The sequence below is a fragment of the Massilia sp. IC2-278 genome, assembly GCF_020708045.1.
Taxonomy (GTDB): Bacteria; Pseudomonadota; Gammaproteobacteria; order Burkholderiales; family Burkholderiaceae_D; genus Telluria.
This window is the reverse complement of record NZ_JAJFES010000035.1, coordinates 1-13941: the sequence shown is the minus strand read 5'-3', so window position 1 is coordinate 13941 and position 13941 is coordinate 1. Positions and strand designations below refer to the sequence as shown.

14 protein-coding genes, 1 rRNA gene and 1 riboswitch are annotated in these 13941 nt (G+C 68.4%); of the genes, 13 read left to right on the top strand and 2 right to left on the bottom strand.

Annotated elements, in window-relative coordinates; genetic code table 11:
- The first annotated feature begins 381 nt into the window (after positions 1 to 381).
- From cobT to LK540_RS24845, 13 genes are all read left to right on the top strand, one after another.
- Entirely contained in the window at positions 382 to 1416 is a 1035-nt protein-coding gene (cobT, locus tag LK540_RS24905; RefSeq protein WP_229440096.1) for a nicotinate-nucleotide--dimethylbenzimidazole phosphoribosyltransferase, read from the top strand.
- The gene (locus LK540_RS24900; RefSeq protein WP_229440095.1) at positions 1417 to 2196 is read left to right on the top strand and encodes an adenosylcobinamide-GDP ribazoletransferase; all 780 of its coding nucleotides are present in this window, start codon (positions 1417 to 1419) and stop codon (positions 2194 to 2196) included.
- Between the two features lie 15 nt (positions 2197 to 2211).
- The gene (locus LK540_RS24895) at positions 2212 to 2742 is read left to right on the top strand and encodes a histidine phosphatase family protein (RefSeq protein ID WP_229440094.1); all 531 of its coding nucleotides are present in this window, start codon (positions 2212 to 2214) and stop codon (positions 2740 to 2742) included.
- A gap of 7 nt (positions 2743 to 2749) precedes the next feature.
- A riboswitch (cobalamin riboswitch) is annotated at positions 2750 to 2967 on the top strand.
- A 114-nt stretch (positions 2968 to 3081) separates the two neighbouring features.
- On the top strand, positions 3082 to 4902 hold the full coding sequence (locus LK540_RS24890) for a TonB-dependent receptor domain-containing protein (protein WP_229440093.1): 1821 nt from the start codon (positions 3082 to 3084) through the stop codon (positions 4900 to 4902).
- A 13-nt stretch (positions 4903 to 4915) separates the two neighbouring features.
- Positions 4916 to 5956, top strand: coding sequence for an iron ABC transporter permease (locus tag LK540_RS24885; RefSeq protein ID WP_229440092.1), 1041 nt, complete (start codon positions 4916 to 4918; stop codon positions 5954 to 5956).
- Positions 5957 to 5980: 24 nt separating this feature from the next.
- Positions 5981 to 6607 (top strand): cob(I)yrinic acid a,c-diamide adenosyltransferase, encoded by a 627-nt coding sequence (gene cobO / locus LK540_RS24880; protein ID WP_229440091.1) that lies wholly within the window; start codon positions 5981 to 5983, stop codon positions 6605 to 6607.
- Positions 6601 to 7908: a cobyrinate a,c-diamide synthase gene (locus tag LK540_RS24875; protein ID WP_229440090.1), complete on the top strand. Its 1308-nt coding sequence runs from the start codon at positions 6601 to 6603 to the stop codon at positions 7906 to 7908. The genes cobO and LK540_RS24875 overlap by 7 nt, the downstream gene beginning before the upstream one ends.
- Complete coding sequence (gene cobU / locus LK540_RS24870; RefSeq protein ID WP_229440089.1) at positions 7905 to 8465, top strand: bifunctional adenosylcobinamide kinase/adenosylcobinamide-phosphate guanylyltransferase; 561 nt, start codon at positions 7905 to 7907, stop codon at positions 8463 to 8465. The genes LK540_RS24875 and cobU overlap by 4 nt, the downstream gene beginning before the upstream one ends.
- Positions 8459 to 9415 carry an adenosylcobinamide-phosphate synthase CbiB gene (gene cbiB / locus LK540_RS24865; protein WP_229440088.1) on the top strand — a complete coding sequence of 319 codons (957 nt, stop codon included), beginning with the start codon at positions 8459 to 8461 and terminating at the stop codon, positions 9413 to 9415. Before cobU ends, cbiB begins: the two co-directional genes overlap by 7 nt.
- Positions 9408 to 10388, top strand: a complete 981-nt coding sequence (cobD, locus tag LK540_RS24860; protein ID WP_229440087.1) for a threonine-phosphate decarboxylase CobD — start codon at positions 9408 to 9410, stop codon at positions 10386 to 10388. The genes cbiB and cobD overlap by 8 nt, the downstream gene beginning before the upstream one ends.
- An 8-nt stretch (positions 10389 to 10396) precedes the next feature.
- Complete coding sequence (locus LK540_RS24855) at positions 10397 to 11299, top strand: cobalamin-binding protein (RefSeq protein ID WP_229440086.1); 903 nt, start codon at positions 10397 to 10399, stop codon at positions 11297 to 11299.
- Complete coding sequence (locus LK540_RS24850; protein ID WP_229440085.1) at positions 11296 to 12756, top strand: cobyric acid synthase; 1461 nt, start codon at positions 11296 to 11298, stop codon at positions 12754 to 12756. The genes LK540_RS24855 and LK540_RS24850 overlap by 4 nt, the downstream gene beginning before the upstream one ends.
- Before the next feature lie 90 nt (positions 12757 to 12846).
- Positions 12847 to 13263, top strand: a complete 417-nt coding sequence (locus tag LK540_RS24845) for a DUF2061 domain-containing protein (RefSeq protein ID WP_229440084.1) — start codon at positions 12847 to 12849, stop codon at positions 13261 to 13263.
- A gap of 20 nt (positions 13264 to 13283) precedes the next feature.
- Here LK540_RS24845 and LK540_RS24840 read toward each other — a convergent pair whose 3' ends face one another.
- Positions 13284 to 13610: a hypothetical protein gene (locus tag LK540_RS24840; protein ID WP_229440083.1), complete on the bottom strand. Its 327-nt coding sequence runs from the start codon at positions 13608 to 13610 to the stop codon at positions 13284 to 13286.
- Between the two features lie 223 nt (positions 13611 to 13833).
- A 5S ribosomal RNA gene (gene rrf, locus LK540_RS24835) occupies positions 13834 to 13941 on the bottom strand; the annotation flags it as partial.

The window sequence follows — 13941 nt, the reverse complement described above, 5'->3', positions numbered from 1 at the left end:
TGAGATAACGTATTTCTTTTGTGCGAACATTTGATAATTTAAGTAATCAGCTGAACTAGTCAGCCGGCACCTTCATCAAACGCCCACACTTATCGACTGTTAATTGTTAAAGAACTTATTCGGTACTACTTGCTGCGTTTCGACAAATCGTTTTGTTTGTCAGCAGCAGAGAAGTGAGATTATGCAGTGTTTCGCTTGCTTCGTCAACTTCTCTTTTTTGCTACGCCGCGTTTTCCGCGGCTTCCTGCGTCACCGTCAACTACTTGATTTCGTTGTCGTTTTCGCGAGGAGGCGAACTATAGCAAAGCCACTGCAGAGTTGCAAGGGCCTTTCTGTGTGCTATCTTTGCCGCCGCCTCCACTCATCTATATAAGAACAGCGATGCGTATCCCAGAACTGGCACCACTCCGTAACGACGACCTTGCCGCCGCCCTCTCCGCCGCGATCGACAACAAGACCAAGCCACTCGGCAGCCTGGGCCGCCTGGAAGCCCTGGCCCGGCAGATCGGCCTGATTCAAGGCACGGTCACGCCATCCATCGACTCCCCTTCGATCCTGGTATTCGCCGGCGACCATGGCGTGGTGGCGGAAGGCGTGTCCGCCTACCCGCAGGAAGTCACCTGGCAAATGGTCGAGAACTTCCTGGCTGGCGGCGCCGCGATCAATGTCTTCGCCCGCCAGAACGGCTGCGCGATCGGGGTTGTCGATGCTGGCGTGAATCACCACTTCGGCGAACGCGCCGGCCTGGTTAATCGCAAGGTCGGTCCAGGCACCCGCAACTTCGCCCATGAGGCGGCGATGACGCCCGGCGAATGCGCGCTCGCCCTGGAACATGGCATGGACCTGGCGCGCTCGCTGCCGGGCAACGTGGTTGGCTTCGGTGAAATGGGGATCGGGAACACCACCGCCGCGGCAGCGCTGATGCACAAGCTGGCCGGCATCCCGGTAGCGGACTGCGTCGGCGCCGGCACCGGCCTCACGCCGGAAGGCGTCAGCCACAAGCAGGCCGTGATCGAGGCGGCAGTGGCAAAGCATGCCGGCGTCGACGAGCCGCTCGCAGTGCTGGCCACCTTCGGCGGCTTCGAGATCGCGATGATGGCCGGCGCCATGCTGCAGGCGGGCGCGCTGCGCAAGGTGCTGCTGATCGACGGCTTCATCGTTACTAGCGCGCTGCTGGTGGCGGCCCGCCTGCAGCCGGCCATCCTCGATTACTGCGTGTTTGCGCACTGCTCGAACGAGCAGGGCCACCGCCAGATGCTCGCATGCCTAGAAGCGCAACCGCTGCTGCAGCTCGACCTGCGCCTGGGCGAAGGCACCGGCAGCGCGCTGGCCCTGCCCCTGCTGCATGCGGCCGTGAACTTCCTGGCGGAGATGGCGACCTTCTCCTCGGCCCAGGTCAGCACCCGGTCCGACTAAATGCAGCAGCTGCGCCTGTTCTTCATTGCGCTGCAGTTTTTCACGCGCCTGCCGATCCCGCGCTGGGTCGGCTTCCAGCCCGAATGGCTGCAGCATGCCTCACGCTACTTCCCGCTGGTCGGCTGGGTAGTGGCGGCGGTGGCGGCAGGCGTGTATGCCCTGGCCGCGCTGGTGCTGCCGGCGCCGCTGGCCGCCGTGCTGTCCACCGCCGCCTCGATCTACGTGACGGGCGCCTTCCACGAAGACGGCTTTGCCGATACCTGCGATGGCCTGGGCGGCGGCATGACGCGCGAGCGCGTGCTCGAGATCATGAAGGATTCGCGCGTCGGCGCCTATGGTGCGATCGGCATCGTCTGCATGCTGGGCGTGAAGTGCACGGCGCTGGCGATGCTGCCCCCAAGCAGCGCCATCGTCGCCCTCTTCCTGGCGCATCCGCTCTCGCGCCTGGCCGCCACCAGCCTGATCTGGCGCATGGCGTATGCGCGCGACCAGGGCAAGGCCAAGCCCATGGCCCAGCAGATGCACAGTGGGGAGTTCGCCATCGCCGCAGTGACCGCCCTGCTGCCGGGCGCCGTGCTGGTGGCGAGTGGCCTGCTCGCGCCGGCCTGGCTGGCGGCCTGCATCGCGGCAGCGGCCCTGTCCACCTTCTGGCTCGCTCGTAAATTCCAGGCGCGTCTGCAGGGTTACACCGGCGACTGCCTGGGCGCCGTGCAGCAGCTGGCGGAAGTGGCGATCTACCTCGTCATCGTGGCCAGCCTCGGCCACGCCGCGCTGGGCTGAGCCTGGCCTGACCATATGCGCCTGCTGCTGGTACGCCATCCGCGCCCCGAAGTCGATCCCGGCCTCTGTTATGGGCGCAGCGATGTCGCGGCCGACAGCGCCGAACTCCTGCGCGTGCGCGCCACCCTGCCTGCTGGCCTGCCCACCTGGAGCAGCCCCCTGCAGCGATGCGCCAGCCTGGCCCGCGCATTGAATCCACCGCAGCTGCGCTTCGACGCGCGCCTGGCCGAGATGGACTTCGGCGCCTGGGAGCTGCGCAGCTGGGACGACATCCCGCGCATCGAGGTCGACGCCTGGGCAGCCGACCTGCTGCACTACCATCCCGGCGGCGGCGAATCGGTGCTGGATGTCGCGCGCCGCGTGGCCGCCTTCCTCGACGATCTATACAAGGAAGGCTACGCCGAGGCACTGGTCGTCTGCCACGCCGGCACCATCCGCCTGCTGCGCGCCCTGCACACCGGCCTGCCGCTGGAGGCCGCCGCGCTGGAAGCGGCTCGCACCCCTCACCGCATCGACTACGGCGAAATGCTTGCGCTGGGCGGCTGACATCGCCGTATAATGACGCCGTTTTGGTGCTCGCGCCCGTGTTCACAGGCGCAGTTAAACGGGAAACACGAAGCTTCATCAAGCCAACGTGTGCTGCCCCCGCAACGGTAAGCAGGTACCGCGTTCACGCGGCAAACCGTCCTCCAGACCACTGTGCTTCGGCATGGGAAGGTCGGACGGCCCAACCTGCCAGCCCGGAGACCGGCCAAAAGGTGGGAGCGTATCGAACATGCGCTTCTGTTCAATCTGGCCTACGGGGACGTGGGCTGGTTGTCCGACCAGGCTTCTATGATTTCTCACGTTTCACGGCAAGCGGCTGCATCGTCGCTCGCCCTCGCCATGGCCGCGCCTTTCGCGTGCGCCGATTCCGCATCCATTACGACGCCTATCGACACCGTCGTCGTCACCGCCGCCCGCACGCCGCAGCGCGCCGCCGACGTCATCGCCCAGACCACGGTCATCCACGCCGATGAGATCGCGCGCTCCGGCGCCGGCTCGGTGGCCGACGTGCTGCAGCGCCAGCCCGGCATCGAGATCACGCGCAACGGCAGTGCCGGCGCCAGCACCAGCGTCTACCTGCGCGGCGCGAATGCGAACCAGGTCGTGGTGTTGCTCGACGGCGTGCGCATCGGCTCCTCGACCAGCGGCGTCGCCAGCTGGAACGCCATTCCGCTCGAGGCCATCGACCGCATCGAAGTCGTCTACGGCCCCCTGAGCACCCTGTACGGCGCCGACGCCATCGGCGGCGTAATCCAGATCTTCACGCGCAAGGGCGAAGCGGGACTGCACGCCAGCGCCACGATCGGCGCCGGCAGCGACGCCACGCGCCAGGCCAGCGCCCACATCGCCGGCGCCAGCAGCGGCAAGCACGCGGTGAGCTACGCCTTCGGCGCCGGCCACGACGAATCCGACGGCTTCTCGGCCACCCGGCCAGGCGCATCCGGCTACAACCCGGACGACGACGGCTACCGGCGCACGAACATCCACGGCCGCGTAGCGGTCGCCATCGCACCGGGCCATGAAGCGGGCGCCCAGTTCCTGCACAGCCGCCTGCGCGCCCAGTACGACAGCGGCGCCGGCAGCTTCGACACCAACAACCGCCAGGACCTGGACACGGCATCGGTCTTCATGTCGAACCAGTTCGCCCCGAACTGGCGCAGCACGCTGCAGCTGGCGCGCGCCGAGGACAAGCTGGGCAGCTTCACCAGTGCAGCGGCAAGTGGCGCCAGCCAGATCGACACCCGCCAGGACGAATTCACCTGGCAGAACACGATCACGCTCGGCAGCGACACCCTGCAGCTGCTGTACAGCCACCGCAAGGAAGAAGTGGCATCCAGCGCCACCCGCGCGCTGGAACGCGAACGCATCACCAATTCGTACGCCGCCGCCTACGCGCTGCGCCGCGGCCCGCACCTGGTCGACATCAGCGCGCGCCAGGATCGTTCCGTCTACGGCGACAAGAACACCGGCGCCGCCGGCTATGGGTACAATTTCGGCAACGGCTTGCGCGCCACCGCCAGCATCGGTTCGAGCTTCCGCGCGCCGACCTTCAACGAGTTGTACTACCCCGGCTATGGCGTCGACACCAACCAGCCCGAGCGTGGCCGCAACGCCGAACTCGGCCTGCGCTACGACAGCCGCGCCGTGCAGCTGGACGCCACCGTCTACCGCAACCGCCTGAGCGACATGATCGTCTCGGCCAATCCCTGCCCGGACGGGCGCGACGGCCGCACCGGCAGCTGCGCCTACAACGTGGCCTCGGCCACCCTGGAAGGCGTGAGCCTGGCGGCCAGCACCCGCATCGGCGCCCTGCGCCTGCGCGGCAGCGCCGACTGGTCCGACCCGCAGGACAACGGCAGCGGCAAGCGCCTGGCACGGCGCGCGGCGAAGCACGCCAGCTTCAATGCCGAGTACGGGACCGGCCCGCTGAAGGCCGGAGCCGAATGGGTGCTGTCGGGCGCGCGCTTCGACGATGCCGCCAACCTGCGCCGCCTCGGTGGCTACGGCCTGCTGAACCTGTACGCGAGCTGGCAGATCAATGAAGACTTCTCGCTGCTGGCACGGGTGAACAACGGCTTCGACAAGGACTACGAACTGGCCCGCAACTACAACACCGGTGGCCGCAGCTGGTTCGCCGGCCTGCGCTACGGTATCCGCTGACCCAAGCACCGCCATGAACCGCCCGCCCCCGCCCCTATCCTTACAGCCGCTGCGCCAGCGCGCCCTGCTGGTCACGGGGGCGATGCTGCTCGTGGCGATCGCCTGCATGCTGTATGCGGGCATGACCGGCTCGGTCGAGGTGGGGCTGGCCGACGTGCCGGCGGCGCTGCGCGAATTGTTCGAAGGGCGCCCGCAAACGCTGGCCGCCTCGCTGCTGGAACTGCGCGCCGGCCGCGCCACGGTGGCCTTTGCCACCGGCGCCGCCCTGGCCCTGGCGGGCGTGCTGATGCAGGCCCTGCTGCGCAATCCCCTGGCCGACCCCTACATCCTCGGGATCTCGGCCGGCGCCTCGGTCGGCGCGCTGGCCGCGCTGATGCTGATGGCGGCCATGGCCACGGTCGAACTGGCCGCCGTCGCCGGCGCCATCGTGGTCTCGCTGCTGCTGTATGCGCTGGCGCGCCAGGATTTGCGCGGCGGCGCCGGCCACGGCGGCGGCACCTCCACCCTGCTGCTGACCGGCGTGGTGATCTCCTCGCTGTGCGTGGCATTGATCACCCTGATGCTGTCGATCGCGCCCGAAGGCCGGCTGCGCACCATGGTGTTCTGGATGATCGGCGACGTCGCCGGCGCGCCGGTGCGGCTGCTGCCCTGGCTGGTCCTGGGCGCCGCCCTGCTCTACGCGCTGCGCAACGCGCGCGGCATGAACGTGCTGGCCCTGCATGCGGAAGCGGCAGTCACGCTGGGCGTGCGCGTCGGCAGCCTGCGCCGCGGTTTGTTCCTGGTCTCGGGCATCCTGACCGCCAGCGCCGTCACCAGCGCCGGCTCGATCGGCTTCGTCGGCCTGATCGTGCCGCATGCCTGCCGCTTTGCCTTCGGACCCGACCACCGTGTATTGATCCCGGCCGCGGTGCTGGCCGGCGGCAGCTTCCTGGTGCTGTGCGATACGCTGGCGCGAACGATCGTCGCGCCGCAGCAGCTGCCGGTCGGCGCCGTCACCGCCATCATCGGCGCCCCCATCTTCCTTTATCAACTGCACCGCCTGCGCCGCCCCTGAGGCGCAGCGGACCCGGAGCCTCCCATGAACGACATGACACCCGAACAGACGGCCGCGCTCAACGAACGCCACCGCGTGCGCATGGAGCGCAAGAAGGCCATCATCGACGCCCGCATCGAGGCGGCCGACAAGCAGGTCGGCATCATCATCGTCAACACCGGCAACGGCAAGGGCAAGAGCTCGAGCGCCTTCGGCATGACGGCGCGCGCCCTCGGCCACGGCATGCGCGTGGGCGTGGTCCAGTTCATCAAGGGAGCGATCGCCACCGGCGAAGAGCAGTTCCTGCGCCGCTTCCCCGATGAGGTGAGCTTCCACGCGATGGGCGAAGGCTATACCTGGGAAACCCAGAACCGCGAGCGCGACATGGAAAAGGCGGCCGAAGCCTGGGCCCAGGCAAGACGCTTCCTGACCGACCCGGCCATCGGCATGGTGGTGCTGGACGAACTGAACATCGCCCTGAAGTACCGTTACCTCGACGTGCACAGCGTGATCGAGGATTTGCTCGACCGCCCGCCGATGCAGCACGTGGTGATCACCGGGCGCGGCGCACCGCCGGAACTGGTGGCCGTGGCCGATACCGTCACCGAGATGAACGTGGTGAAGCACGCCTTTGCCGCCGGCATCGGCGCGCAAGCGGGGACCGAATGGTAAGCACCCTGCAAAGCGGCGCACGCATGGTGCTGGTGGCGGCCGTCTCCTCGGGCCAGGGCAAGACCACCGTTACCGCGGCCCTGGCACGCAGCCTGGTGCGGCGCGGCCAGCGCGTGCGCGTCTTCAAGTGCGGCCCCGACTTCATCGACCCGATGCTGCTCGAACGCGCTTGCGGCGCGCCGGTCCACACGCTCGACCTGTGGATGGTGGGCCGCGACGAATGCCGGCGCCGCCTGGCCCAGGCCGCGCGCGAAGCCGACGCTGTGCTGGTCGAAGGCGTGATGGGCCTGTACGACGGCACGCCCTCGGCGGCCGACCTGGCGAACGAATTCGGCATGCCGGTGCTGGCCGTGATCGACGCCTCGGCCATGGCGCAAACCGCCGGCGCCGTGGCGCGCGGCCTGCGCGACTATGGCCCGGTGCAGCTGGCCGGCGTGATCGCCAACCGCATCGCCAGCCCCGGCCACGCCCAGATGGTGGCCAGCTCGCTGCGCGACATCCCGCTGCTCGGCTCCCTGGGGCGCCAGGCCGCGAGCCTGCCGGAACGCCACCTCGGCCTGGTGCTGCCGGGCGAGCAGCCGCAGATCGACGCCTACCTCGATGCGCTGGCCGATGCACTGCAGCTGGACGCCGCCGCCTGGGATGCGCTGCCTTTGACCGCACCCGAGGCCCAGGATGGCCCGGCCATCGCACCGGCACTGGCCGGCAAGACCATCGCCATTGCGCGCGACGCCGCCTTTGCCTTCCTGTATCCGGCCAATCTCGATACCTTGCGCATCCTCGGCGCGCGGCTGACCTATTTCTCGCCGCTGGCCGACGAGGCGCTGCCGCCGGATGCCGATGCCGTCTACCTGCCCGGCGGCTATCCGGAACTGCATGGCGAAGCGCTGTCGCAGGCCGCACGCTGGCGCGAATCGATCAGGGCGGCGCACGCGGCCGGCCTGCCGATCGTGGCGGAATGCGGCGGCATGATGGCGCTTGCCGACGAACTCACCGACCCCGACGGGCGCTGCTGGCCGATGGCCGGGCTGCTGCCGGGCGCGGTGACGATGGGGACGCGCCTGGCCGGCCTCGGCGCCCAGGCCCTGGACACGCCGGACGGCACGCTGCGCGGCCACACCTTTCATTACTCGCGCCTGGAGACGCCGGTTGCGCCATCGCGGCACACGGTGCGCAACACCTCCGGCACCCAGGGCGAGGCGGTGTACGAGGTCGGCTCGCTGACGGCGTCCTACTTCCACGGCTACTTCGCCTCGAACCCGCAAGCGGTGGCCAGCCTGTTTACACGGAAGGCGCCATGAGCGCCACCCTGATCCTGGGCGGCGCCCGCTCCGGCAAGAGCGCCCTGGCCGAGCGCCTGGCGCGCGAATCCGGCAAGGACGTGGTCTACCTGGCCACGGCCCACGCGGGCGACGGTGAAATGAGCGCCCGCATCGCACACCACCGCGCGCGCCGGCCTGCGTACTGGGCCACGCTGGAAGAACCCCTGGCGCTGGCCGCGCTGCTGCGCCGCGAATGCACGGCCGGGCGCCTGGTGCTGGTCGATTGCCTGACCCTGTGGCTGACCAACTTGATGCTGTGCGGGGATGAACCCTTGCCGGAAGCCGGCGACCTGCTGCTGCCGGCGCGCTTCGATGACGAACGCGCCGCCCTGCTGGAACTGCTGGACGCCGGCCTGCCGGGTGAACTGATCCTGGTATCGAACGAGGTCGGCATGGGCATCGTGCCATTGGGCGCCCTGTCGCGCCGCTTCGCCGACGAGGCGGGCCGCCTGAACCAGGACGTGGCGGCGCGCGCCGGCCGGGTGATCCTGGTGGCGGCCGGCCTGCCGCTGGTGCTCAAGGGCGCGCCGTGCTGAGTGGCCTGCCGCTGGCCGAACTGGCGCTGCTGCTGGTGGCGGGCGTGGCGTTTGACTTGCTGCTGGGCGAAGCGCGGCGCTGGCATCCGCTGGTCGGCTTCGGGCGGCTGGCGCATGCGCTCGAGGCGCGCATCAACCGCGCCAGCGGGCGCCTGGCGCGCGGCGTGCTGGCCTGGATGCTGGCGGTGCTGCCGCCGGTGCTGGCGGCGGCATGCCTGGCATGGGTGCTGCCGGATACGGCGGCCATGCTGCTGCACGCCTTCCTGCTGTATTTCGCCCTCGGCCTGCGCAGCCTGCGCGAACACACCATTCCCATCTTCCGCGCCCTGCGCGCCGGCGAGCTGGACGAAGCACGCCGCCTGACCGGCCGCATCGTCAGCCGCGACACGCGCGACGCCAGCGCGTCCGATCTGGCCAAGGCCGGCGCCGAATCGCTGCTCGAGAACGGCAACGATGCCGTGTTCGGCACCCTGTTCTGGTTCCTGGTCGCGGGGGGCCCAGGCGCGCTGCTGTTCCGCCTCGCGAATACGCTCGATGCGATGTGGGGTTACCGCAGCGAGCGTTTCAATCTGTTCGGCCGCGCCGCTGCGCGCATCGACGACGTGCTGAACTTCGTGCCCGCGCGCCTGACGGCGCTGAGCTACGTGCTGCTGGCGCCGCGCGGCGGCCACGGGCGCGCCTGGCGCTGCTGGCGCGCGCAGGCGCCGGCCTGGAGCAGCCCGAACGCCGGCCCGGTGATGGCCAGCGGCGCCGGCGCGCTCGGCATTGCGCTGGGCGGCGCGGCGCGCTACGACGGCGTGGTCGAGCAACGCCCGCCGCTCGGCCTTGGCCGCGATGCGGCCCCGGTCGATGTCGTGCGCGCCTGGCGCCTGGTGCTGGGCACTACCTTGTTGTGGCTGGGCGCCGTCTGCACCCTGGCTTTGCTGGTGTGGGGAGCGGGCCATGCTTGAACACGGCGGCAATTTGCGCGCAGCGGCGCAGCGCTACGGACGCGACGACTGGGTCGACCTCTCGACCGGCATCAATCCCTGGGGCTATCCGGCGCCGGCCCTGCCCCCGGATGCCTGGCACCGGCTGCCCGAACCCGATCCGGGCCTGGTGGCCGCCGCGTGTGCCTGGTACCGCGCGCCGGCCCTGCTGCCGGTGGCCGGCACCCAGGCCGCGATCCAGGCCCTGCCGCGCTTGCGCCCGCCCTCGCGCGTGGTGGTGGCCGCGCCCTCGTATGCGGAGCACGCGCACCACTGGGGGCGGCACGGGCACAGCCTGCGCCAGGTGGCGTATGCCGACCTGGAACAGGCGGTCGATACCTGCGAGGTGCTGGTGGTCTGCAATCCGAACAACCCGACCGGCGCCACGGTCCCCGCGCCGCAGCTGCGCGAGTGGGCGGCGCGCCTGGCGCGGCGCGGCGGCTGGCTGGTGGTGGACGAGGCCTTTGGCGACACGGCCCCGGGCCTGAGCGTGGCCGCCGACAGCGACCAGCCGGGACTGATCGTGCTGCGCTCGGTCGGCAAGTTCTTCGGGCTGGCCGGCCTGCGCCTGGGTTTTGTCGGCGCGCATCCGGCGCTGCTGGCCGAACTGGCCGATCTGCTCGGCCCCTGGTCAGTCAGCGGCCCCGCGCAAACGGTGGCGCGCATGGCGTTCGAAGACCGGACCTGGCAGGACCGGACGCAAACGCGCCTGCTGCTGGCGGGCGAGCACATGCGCACGCTGCTGGGCGCGCACGGCATCGCGGCGAGCGGCACGCCGCTGTTCCACTGGTGGCCGCATGCGCGGCCGGAAGCGTTTCACGAACACCTGGCCAGGCAGGGCATCTGGTGCCGCCTGTTCACCCAGGCGGCGCGCGGCATCCGGCTCGGCCTGCCTGCCAACGACGACGAATGGCGGCGCCTTGCGCGCGCCCTGGAAAACTGGAGCGAAGGATGAGGGAAAACATGGGGCGCGCTAGCCAAGCTGGCAATCGACGATACCTGCGGCTGGGCGCCGTGCTGGCCGGTTTGATCATGGCCCAGGCGGCCCAGGCGGTGACCGTGAAGGACGACGCCGGCACCAACGTCAGCTTGGCCAAGCCGGCGCTGCGCGTGATCTCGATGGCGCCGCATGCGACCGAACTGTTGTTCGCGGCCGGCGGCGGCGCGCGCGTGGTCGGCGCGGTCGACTACAGCGATTATCCGGAAGCGGCCAAGCGCATCCCGCGCATCGGTTCGAACCGCGAGGTCGACGTCGAACGCATCATGGCGCTGAAGCCCGACCTCATCGTGGCCTGGATGCACGGCAGTTCGGAACGCCAGATCGAGCTGGTGCGCCGGACCGGCGTGCCGATCTACCTGAGCGATCCGCAAACCCTGGAAGGCATTCCCGACAGCCTGCAGCGTCTGGCCCGGTTGATGGGCACCGAGGCGGCGGCGCAGCCGGTGGCGGCCGCGCTGCGCGCGCGCCTGGCCGATCTGCGCAAGCGCTATGCGGGCCGCTCGCCGGTGCGCACCTTCTACCAGGTGTGGGACAAGCCGCTGTACACGCTCAGCGGCAAGCACATCGTCACCGACGCGCTGCGCCTGTGCGGCGGCGAAAACATCTTCCATACCCTGCCGGTGACGGCGCCGGTGGTGACGCTGGAAAGCGTGCTGCAGTCCGATCCGGAAGCCATCTTCGGCACCGCCGAGAAGAACTACGGCGGCGTGAACCTGTGGCGCCAGTACCCGACCATGACGGCGGTGCGCAACGAGAACCTGTTCACGGTGGACGGCAACCTGCTGAACCGCGCCGGCCCGCGCATGATCGACGGCGCCGCCGTGATGTGCGAGAAGCTGGAAGAAGCTCGCAAGCACCGCAAATGAGCTTCCCCTTCCAGACCCTAATGGTGCAAGGCACGACCTCGGATGCCGGCAAGAGCACGGTGGTGGCGGCGCTGTGCCGCCTGTTGAAACGGCACGGCGTGCGCGTGGCGCCCTTCAAGCCGCAGAACATGGCACTGAACAGCGCGGTGACCCGGGATGGCGGCGAGATCGGGCGCGCCCAGGCGCTGCAGGCGATCGCCGCCGGCATCGAGCCGCATACCGACATGAACCCGGTGCTGCTGAAACCGTCGAGCGACACCGGCGCCCAGGTCATCATCCACGGCCGCGCGCGCGCCGAGATGAACGCGCGCGACTACCACCGTTATAAAACGGTGGCGATGGCGGCGGTGCTGGAATCGCACGCGCGCCTGGGGAAGCAGTACGACTGCATCGTGGTCGAGGGCGCGGGCAGTCCGGCCGAGATCAATCTGCGCGAGCGCGACATCGCCAACATGGGCTTTGCCGAAGCGGTCGACTGCCCGGTGATCCTGGTAGCGGACATCGACCGCGGCGGCGTGTTCGCGCACCTGGTCGGCACCCTGGCTTGTCTATCCGAGAGCGAGCGCGCGCGCATCGCCGGCTTCGTGATCAACCGCTTCCGCGGCGATATCGGGCTGCTGGAACCGGGCCTGGACTGGCTCGAACGCGAGACCGGCAAGCCGGTGCTGGCGGTGCTGCCCTATCTGCACGGGCTGTATCTCGACGCCGAGGATGCGGTGCAGCCGGCCCAGACCGGGCGCGGCGCTTTCAAGGTGGTGGTGCCCAGCCTGCCGCGCATGAGCAACCACACCGACTTCGACGCCCTGCGCGCCCATCCGGACGTCGATGTCCGCTTCGTGCGCGCCGGTGAAACGATACCCGGCGCCGACCTGATCATCCTCCCGGGCAGCAAGAACACGCGCGGTGACCTGGCATGGCTGCGCAAGCAGGGCTGGCCGGACGCGATCGGTCGCCACCTGCGCTACGGCGGCAAGGTGATCGGCGTATGCGGCGGCTTCCAGATGCTTGGCAAGGTGGTAGACGATCCGCATGGCGTCGAGGGCGGCGCGGGCACGTCGCCCGGTCTTGGCCTGCTCGACCTGGCGACGACGATGACGCAAGAGAAGCGGCTGTGCCGGGTGAGCGGGGTATGCGCCTTCGATGAGGGCACGGCACGCGTGGAAGGCTACGAGATCCACATGGGCGAGTCGCAGGGAACGGCGCTGGAGAAGCCAGCGTTCCGCATCGACGGGCGGCCGGAAGGGGCCTGCTCGGCCGACGGGCAGATCCTCGGGACTTACCTGCACGGCTTGTTCGACCATCCGGATGCCGGCGCTGCCCTGCTGCGCTGGGCCGGTGCACGCAGCGAGCACCGGGTGGATACTGCCGCGTTGCGCGAGGCCAGCCTGGACCGGATTGCGGATGCGGCCCAGCCCTTGTTCGAGCGCTTGATGACTTTGTCCGCTAATGATAGATAAAGCCTATCGACTCGCTTAAATCAATTTACTTTATCTCATAGATGAGAATGACTATCATTTGCTTCAGATTGTTAAGAACTGGAGCAGTACATGATCGTCGCAGCCAAACGCCTCAGCCAAGTCCTCACCCACATGGCCATCGCCTATACCCTTGCCTACACGGTAACGGGCTCGGCGGTGTTCAGCGGCCTGGCCGTGATCGCGGAGCCGATCATCAACGTGCTGCTGCTCCCTTTCCACGAGGCGGCCTGGGCGAAACGCCGGCGTATGGCGCGTGACGACAAGGCGCGCTATGTGGCAATGGCCGGCGAAAAGCTCAGCCAGACTTTCTTGCACGCCGGCGTTGCTTTCACTGTGATGTATGTGACGACCGGCTCCTGGGCGATCGGCGGCGTTGCTGCGGTGCTCGAACCGATTTGCAACGTGATCATCTTGCCGCTGCACGACCGCCTGTGGGAACACGCCGAGCGCGCCAGTACGCCGGCCGTGCGCCTGCACGGCGCCTGAATCGTTCTCACCGGGCCGGCTCAGCGCCGGCCTCGTCCGTATCCCCAGCCTCCACCACGGTGCGACCAGCCACCGCCTCGTCCATGCCAGCCGTACGATCGTCCGCCATGGTATTTGCCATAGCCATGGCGGTGTCCATAGCCGCCGCGATCGTAATAGCCGAATCCAAAATTCAGCGCGACCGGAGGACCGACGTAGGTCGGATAGCCATAGCCATAGCTCGGGTAATAGTAGGGGTCGTAGGCCGCGGCGTAAGGTGGCCCGTAGACAACGCATCCGCCCAGGCTGCCGGCAATCACCAAGCCAACAGCAAGACGCTTCACTGCGCGCATACCTCGAGTGTTCATGTCAGATCCCCGAACGCGAACCTGGTTTCATTCTAGTTCGGTACGCCAGGTTTGCAACGTGAATGTTTGGCTATAAGGGATGGGTTTTGTAGGGTGGACACCTGTGTCCACGCTGTTTCACCGGCTGATCAGCGGCGCTGGATGAAACAGTCCTGCAGTCAAAACAGGCGCCCAAAGCAAAAAACCCCGCAGAGATCACTCTGCGGGGTTTTTCATATAACTAGCCTGACGATAACCTACTTTCACACTGGTTGCAGCACTATCATCGGCGCAAAGTCGTTTCACGGTCCTGTTCGGGATGGGAAGGGGTGGGACCGACTTGCTATGGTCA

Bases quoted from the DNA above. Each gene is read 5' to 3' on its own strand.
- cobT (WP_229440096.1), top strand. From the start codon at position 382: ATGCGTATCCCAGAACTGGCACCACTCCGTAACGACGACCTTGCCGCC.
- LK540_RS24900 (WP_229440095.1), top strand. From the start codon at position 1,417: ATGCAGCAGCTGCGCCTGTTCTTCATTGCGCTGCAGTTTTTCACGCGC.
- LK540_RS24895 (WP_229440094.1), top strand. From the start codon at position 2,212: ATGCGCCTGCTGCTGGTACGCCATCCGCGCCCCGAAGTCGATCCCGGC.
- LK540_RS24890 (WP_229440093.1), top strand. From the start codon at position 3,082: ATGGCCGCGCCTTTCGCGTGCGCCGATTCCGCATCCATTACGACGCCT.
- LK540_RS24885 (WP_229440092.1), top strand. From the start codon at position 4,916: ATGAACCGCCCGCCCCCGCCCCTATCCTTACAGCCGCTGCGCCAGCGC.
- cobO (WP_229440091.1), top strand. From the start codon at position 5,981: ATGAACGACATGACACCCGAACAGACGGCCGCGCTCAACGAACGCCAC.
- LK540_RS24875 (WP_229440090.1), top strand. From the start codon at position 6,601: ATGGTAAGCACCCTGCAAAGCGGCGCACGCATGGTGCTGGTGGCGGCC.
- cobU (WP_229440089.1), top strand. From the start codon at position 7,905: ATGAGCGCCACCCTGATCCTGGGCGGCGCCCGCTCCGGCAAGAGCGCC.
- cobD (WP_229440087.1), top strand. From the start codon at position 9,408: ATGCTTGAACACGGCGGCAATTTGCGCGCAGCGGCGCAGCGCTACGGA.
- LK540_RS24855 (WP_229440086.1), top strand. From the start codon at position 10,397: ATGGGGCGCGCTAGCCAAGCTGGCAATCGACGATACCTGCGGCTGGGC.
- LK540_RS24850 (WP_229440085.1), top strand. From the start codon at position 11,296: ATGAGCTTCCCCTTCCAGACCCTAATGGTGCAAGGCACGACCTCGGAT.
- LK540_RS24845 (WP_229440084.1), top strand. From the start codon at position 12,847: ATGATCGTCGCAGCCAAACGCCTCAGCCAAGTCCTCACCCACATGGCC.
- LK540_RS24840 (WP_229440083.1), bottom strand. From the start codon at position 13,610: ATGAACACTCGAGGTATGCGCGCAGTGAAGCGTCTTGCTGTTGGCTTG.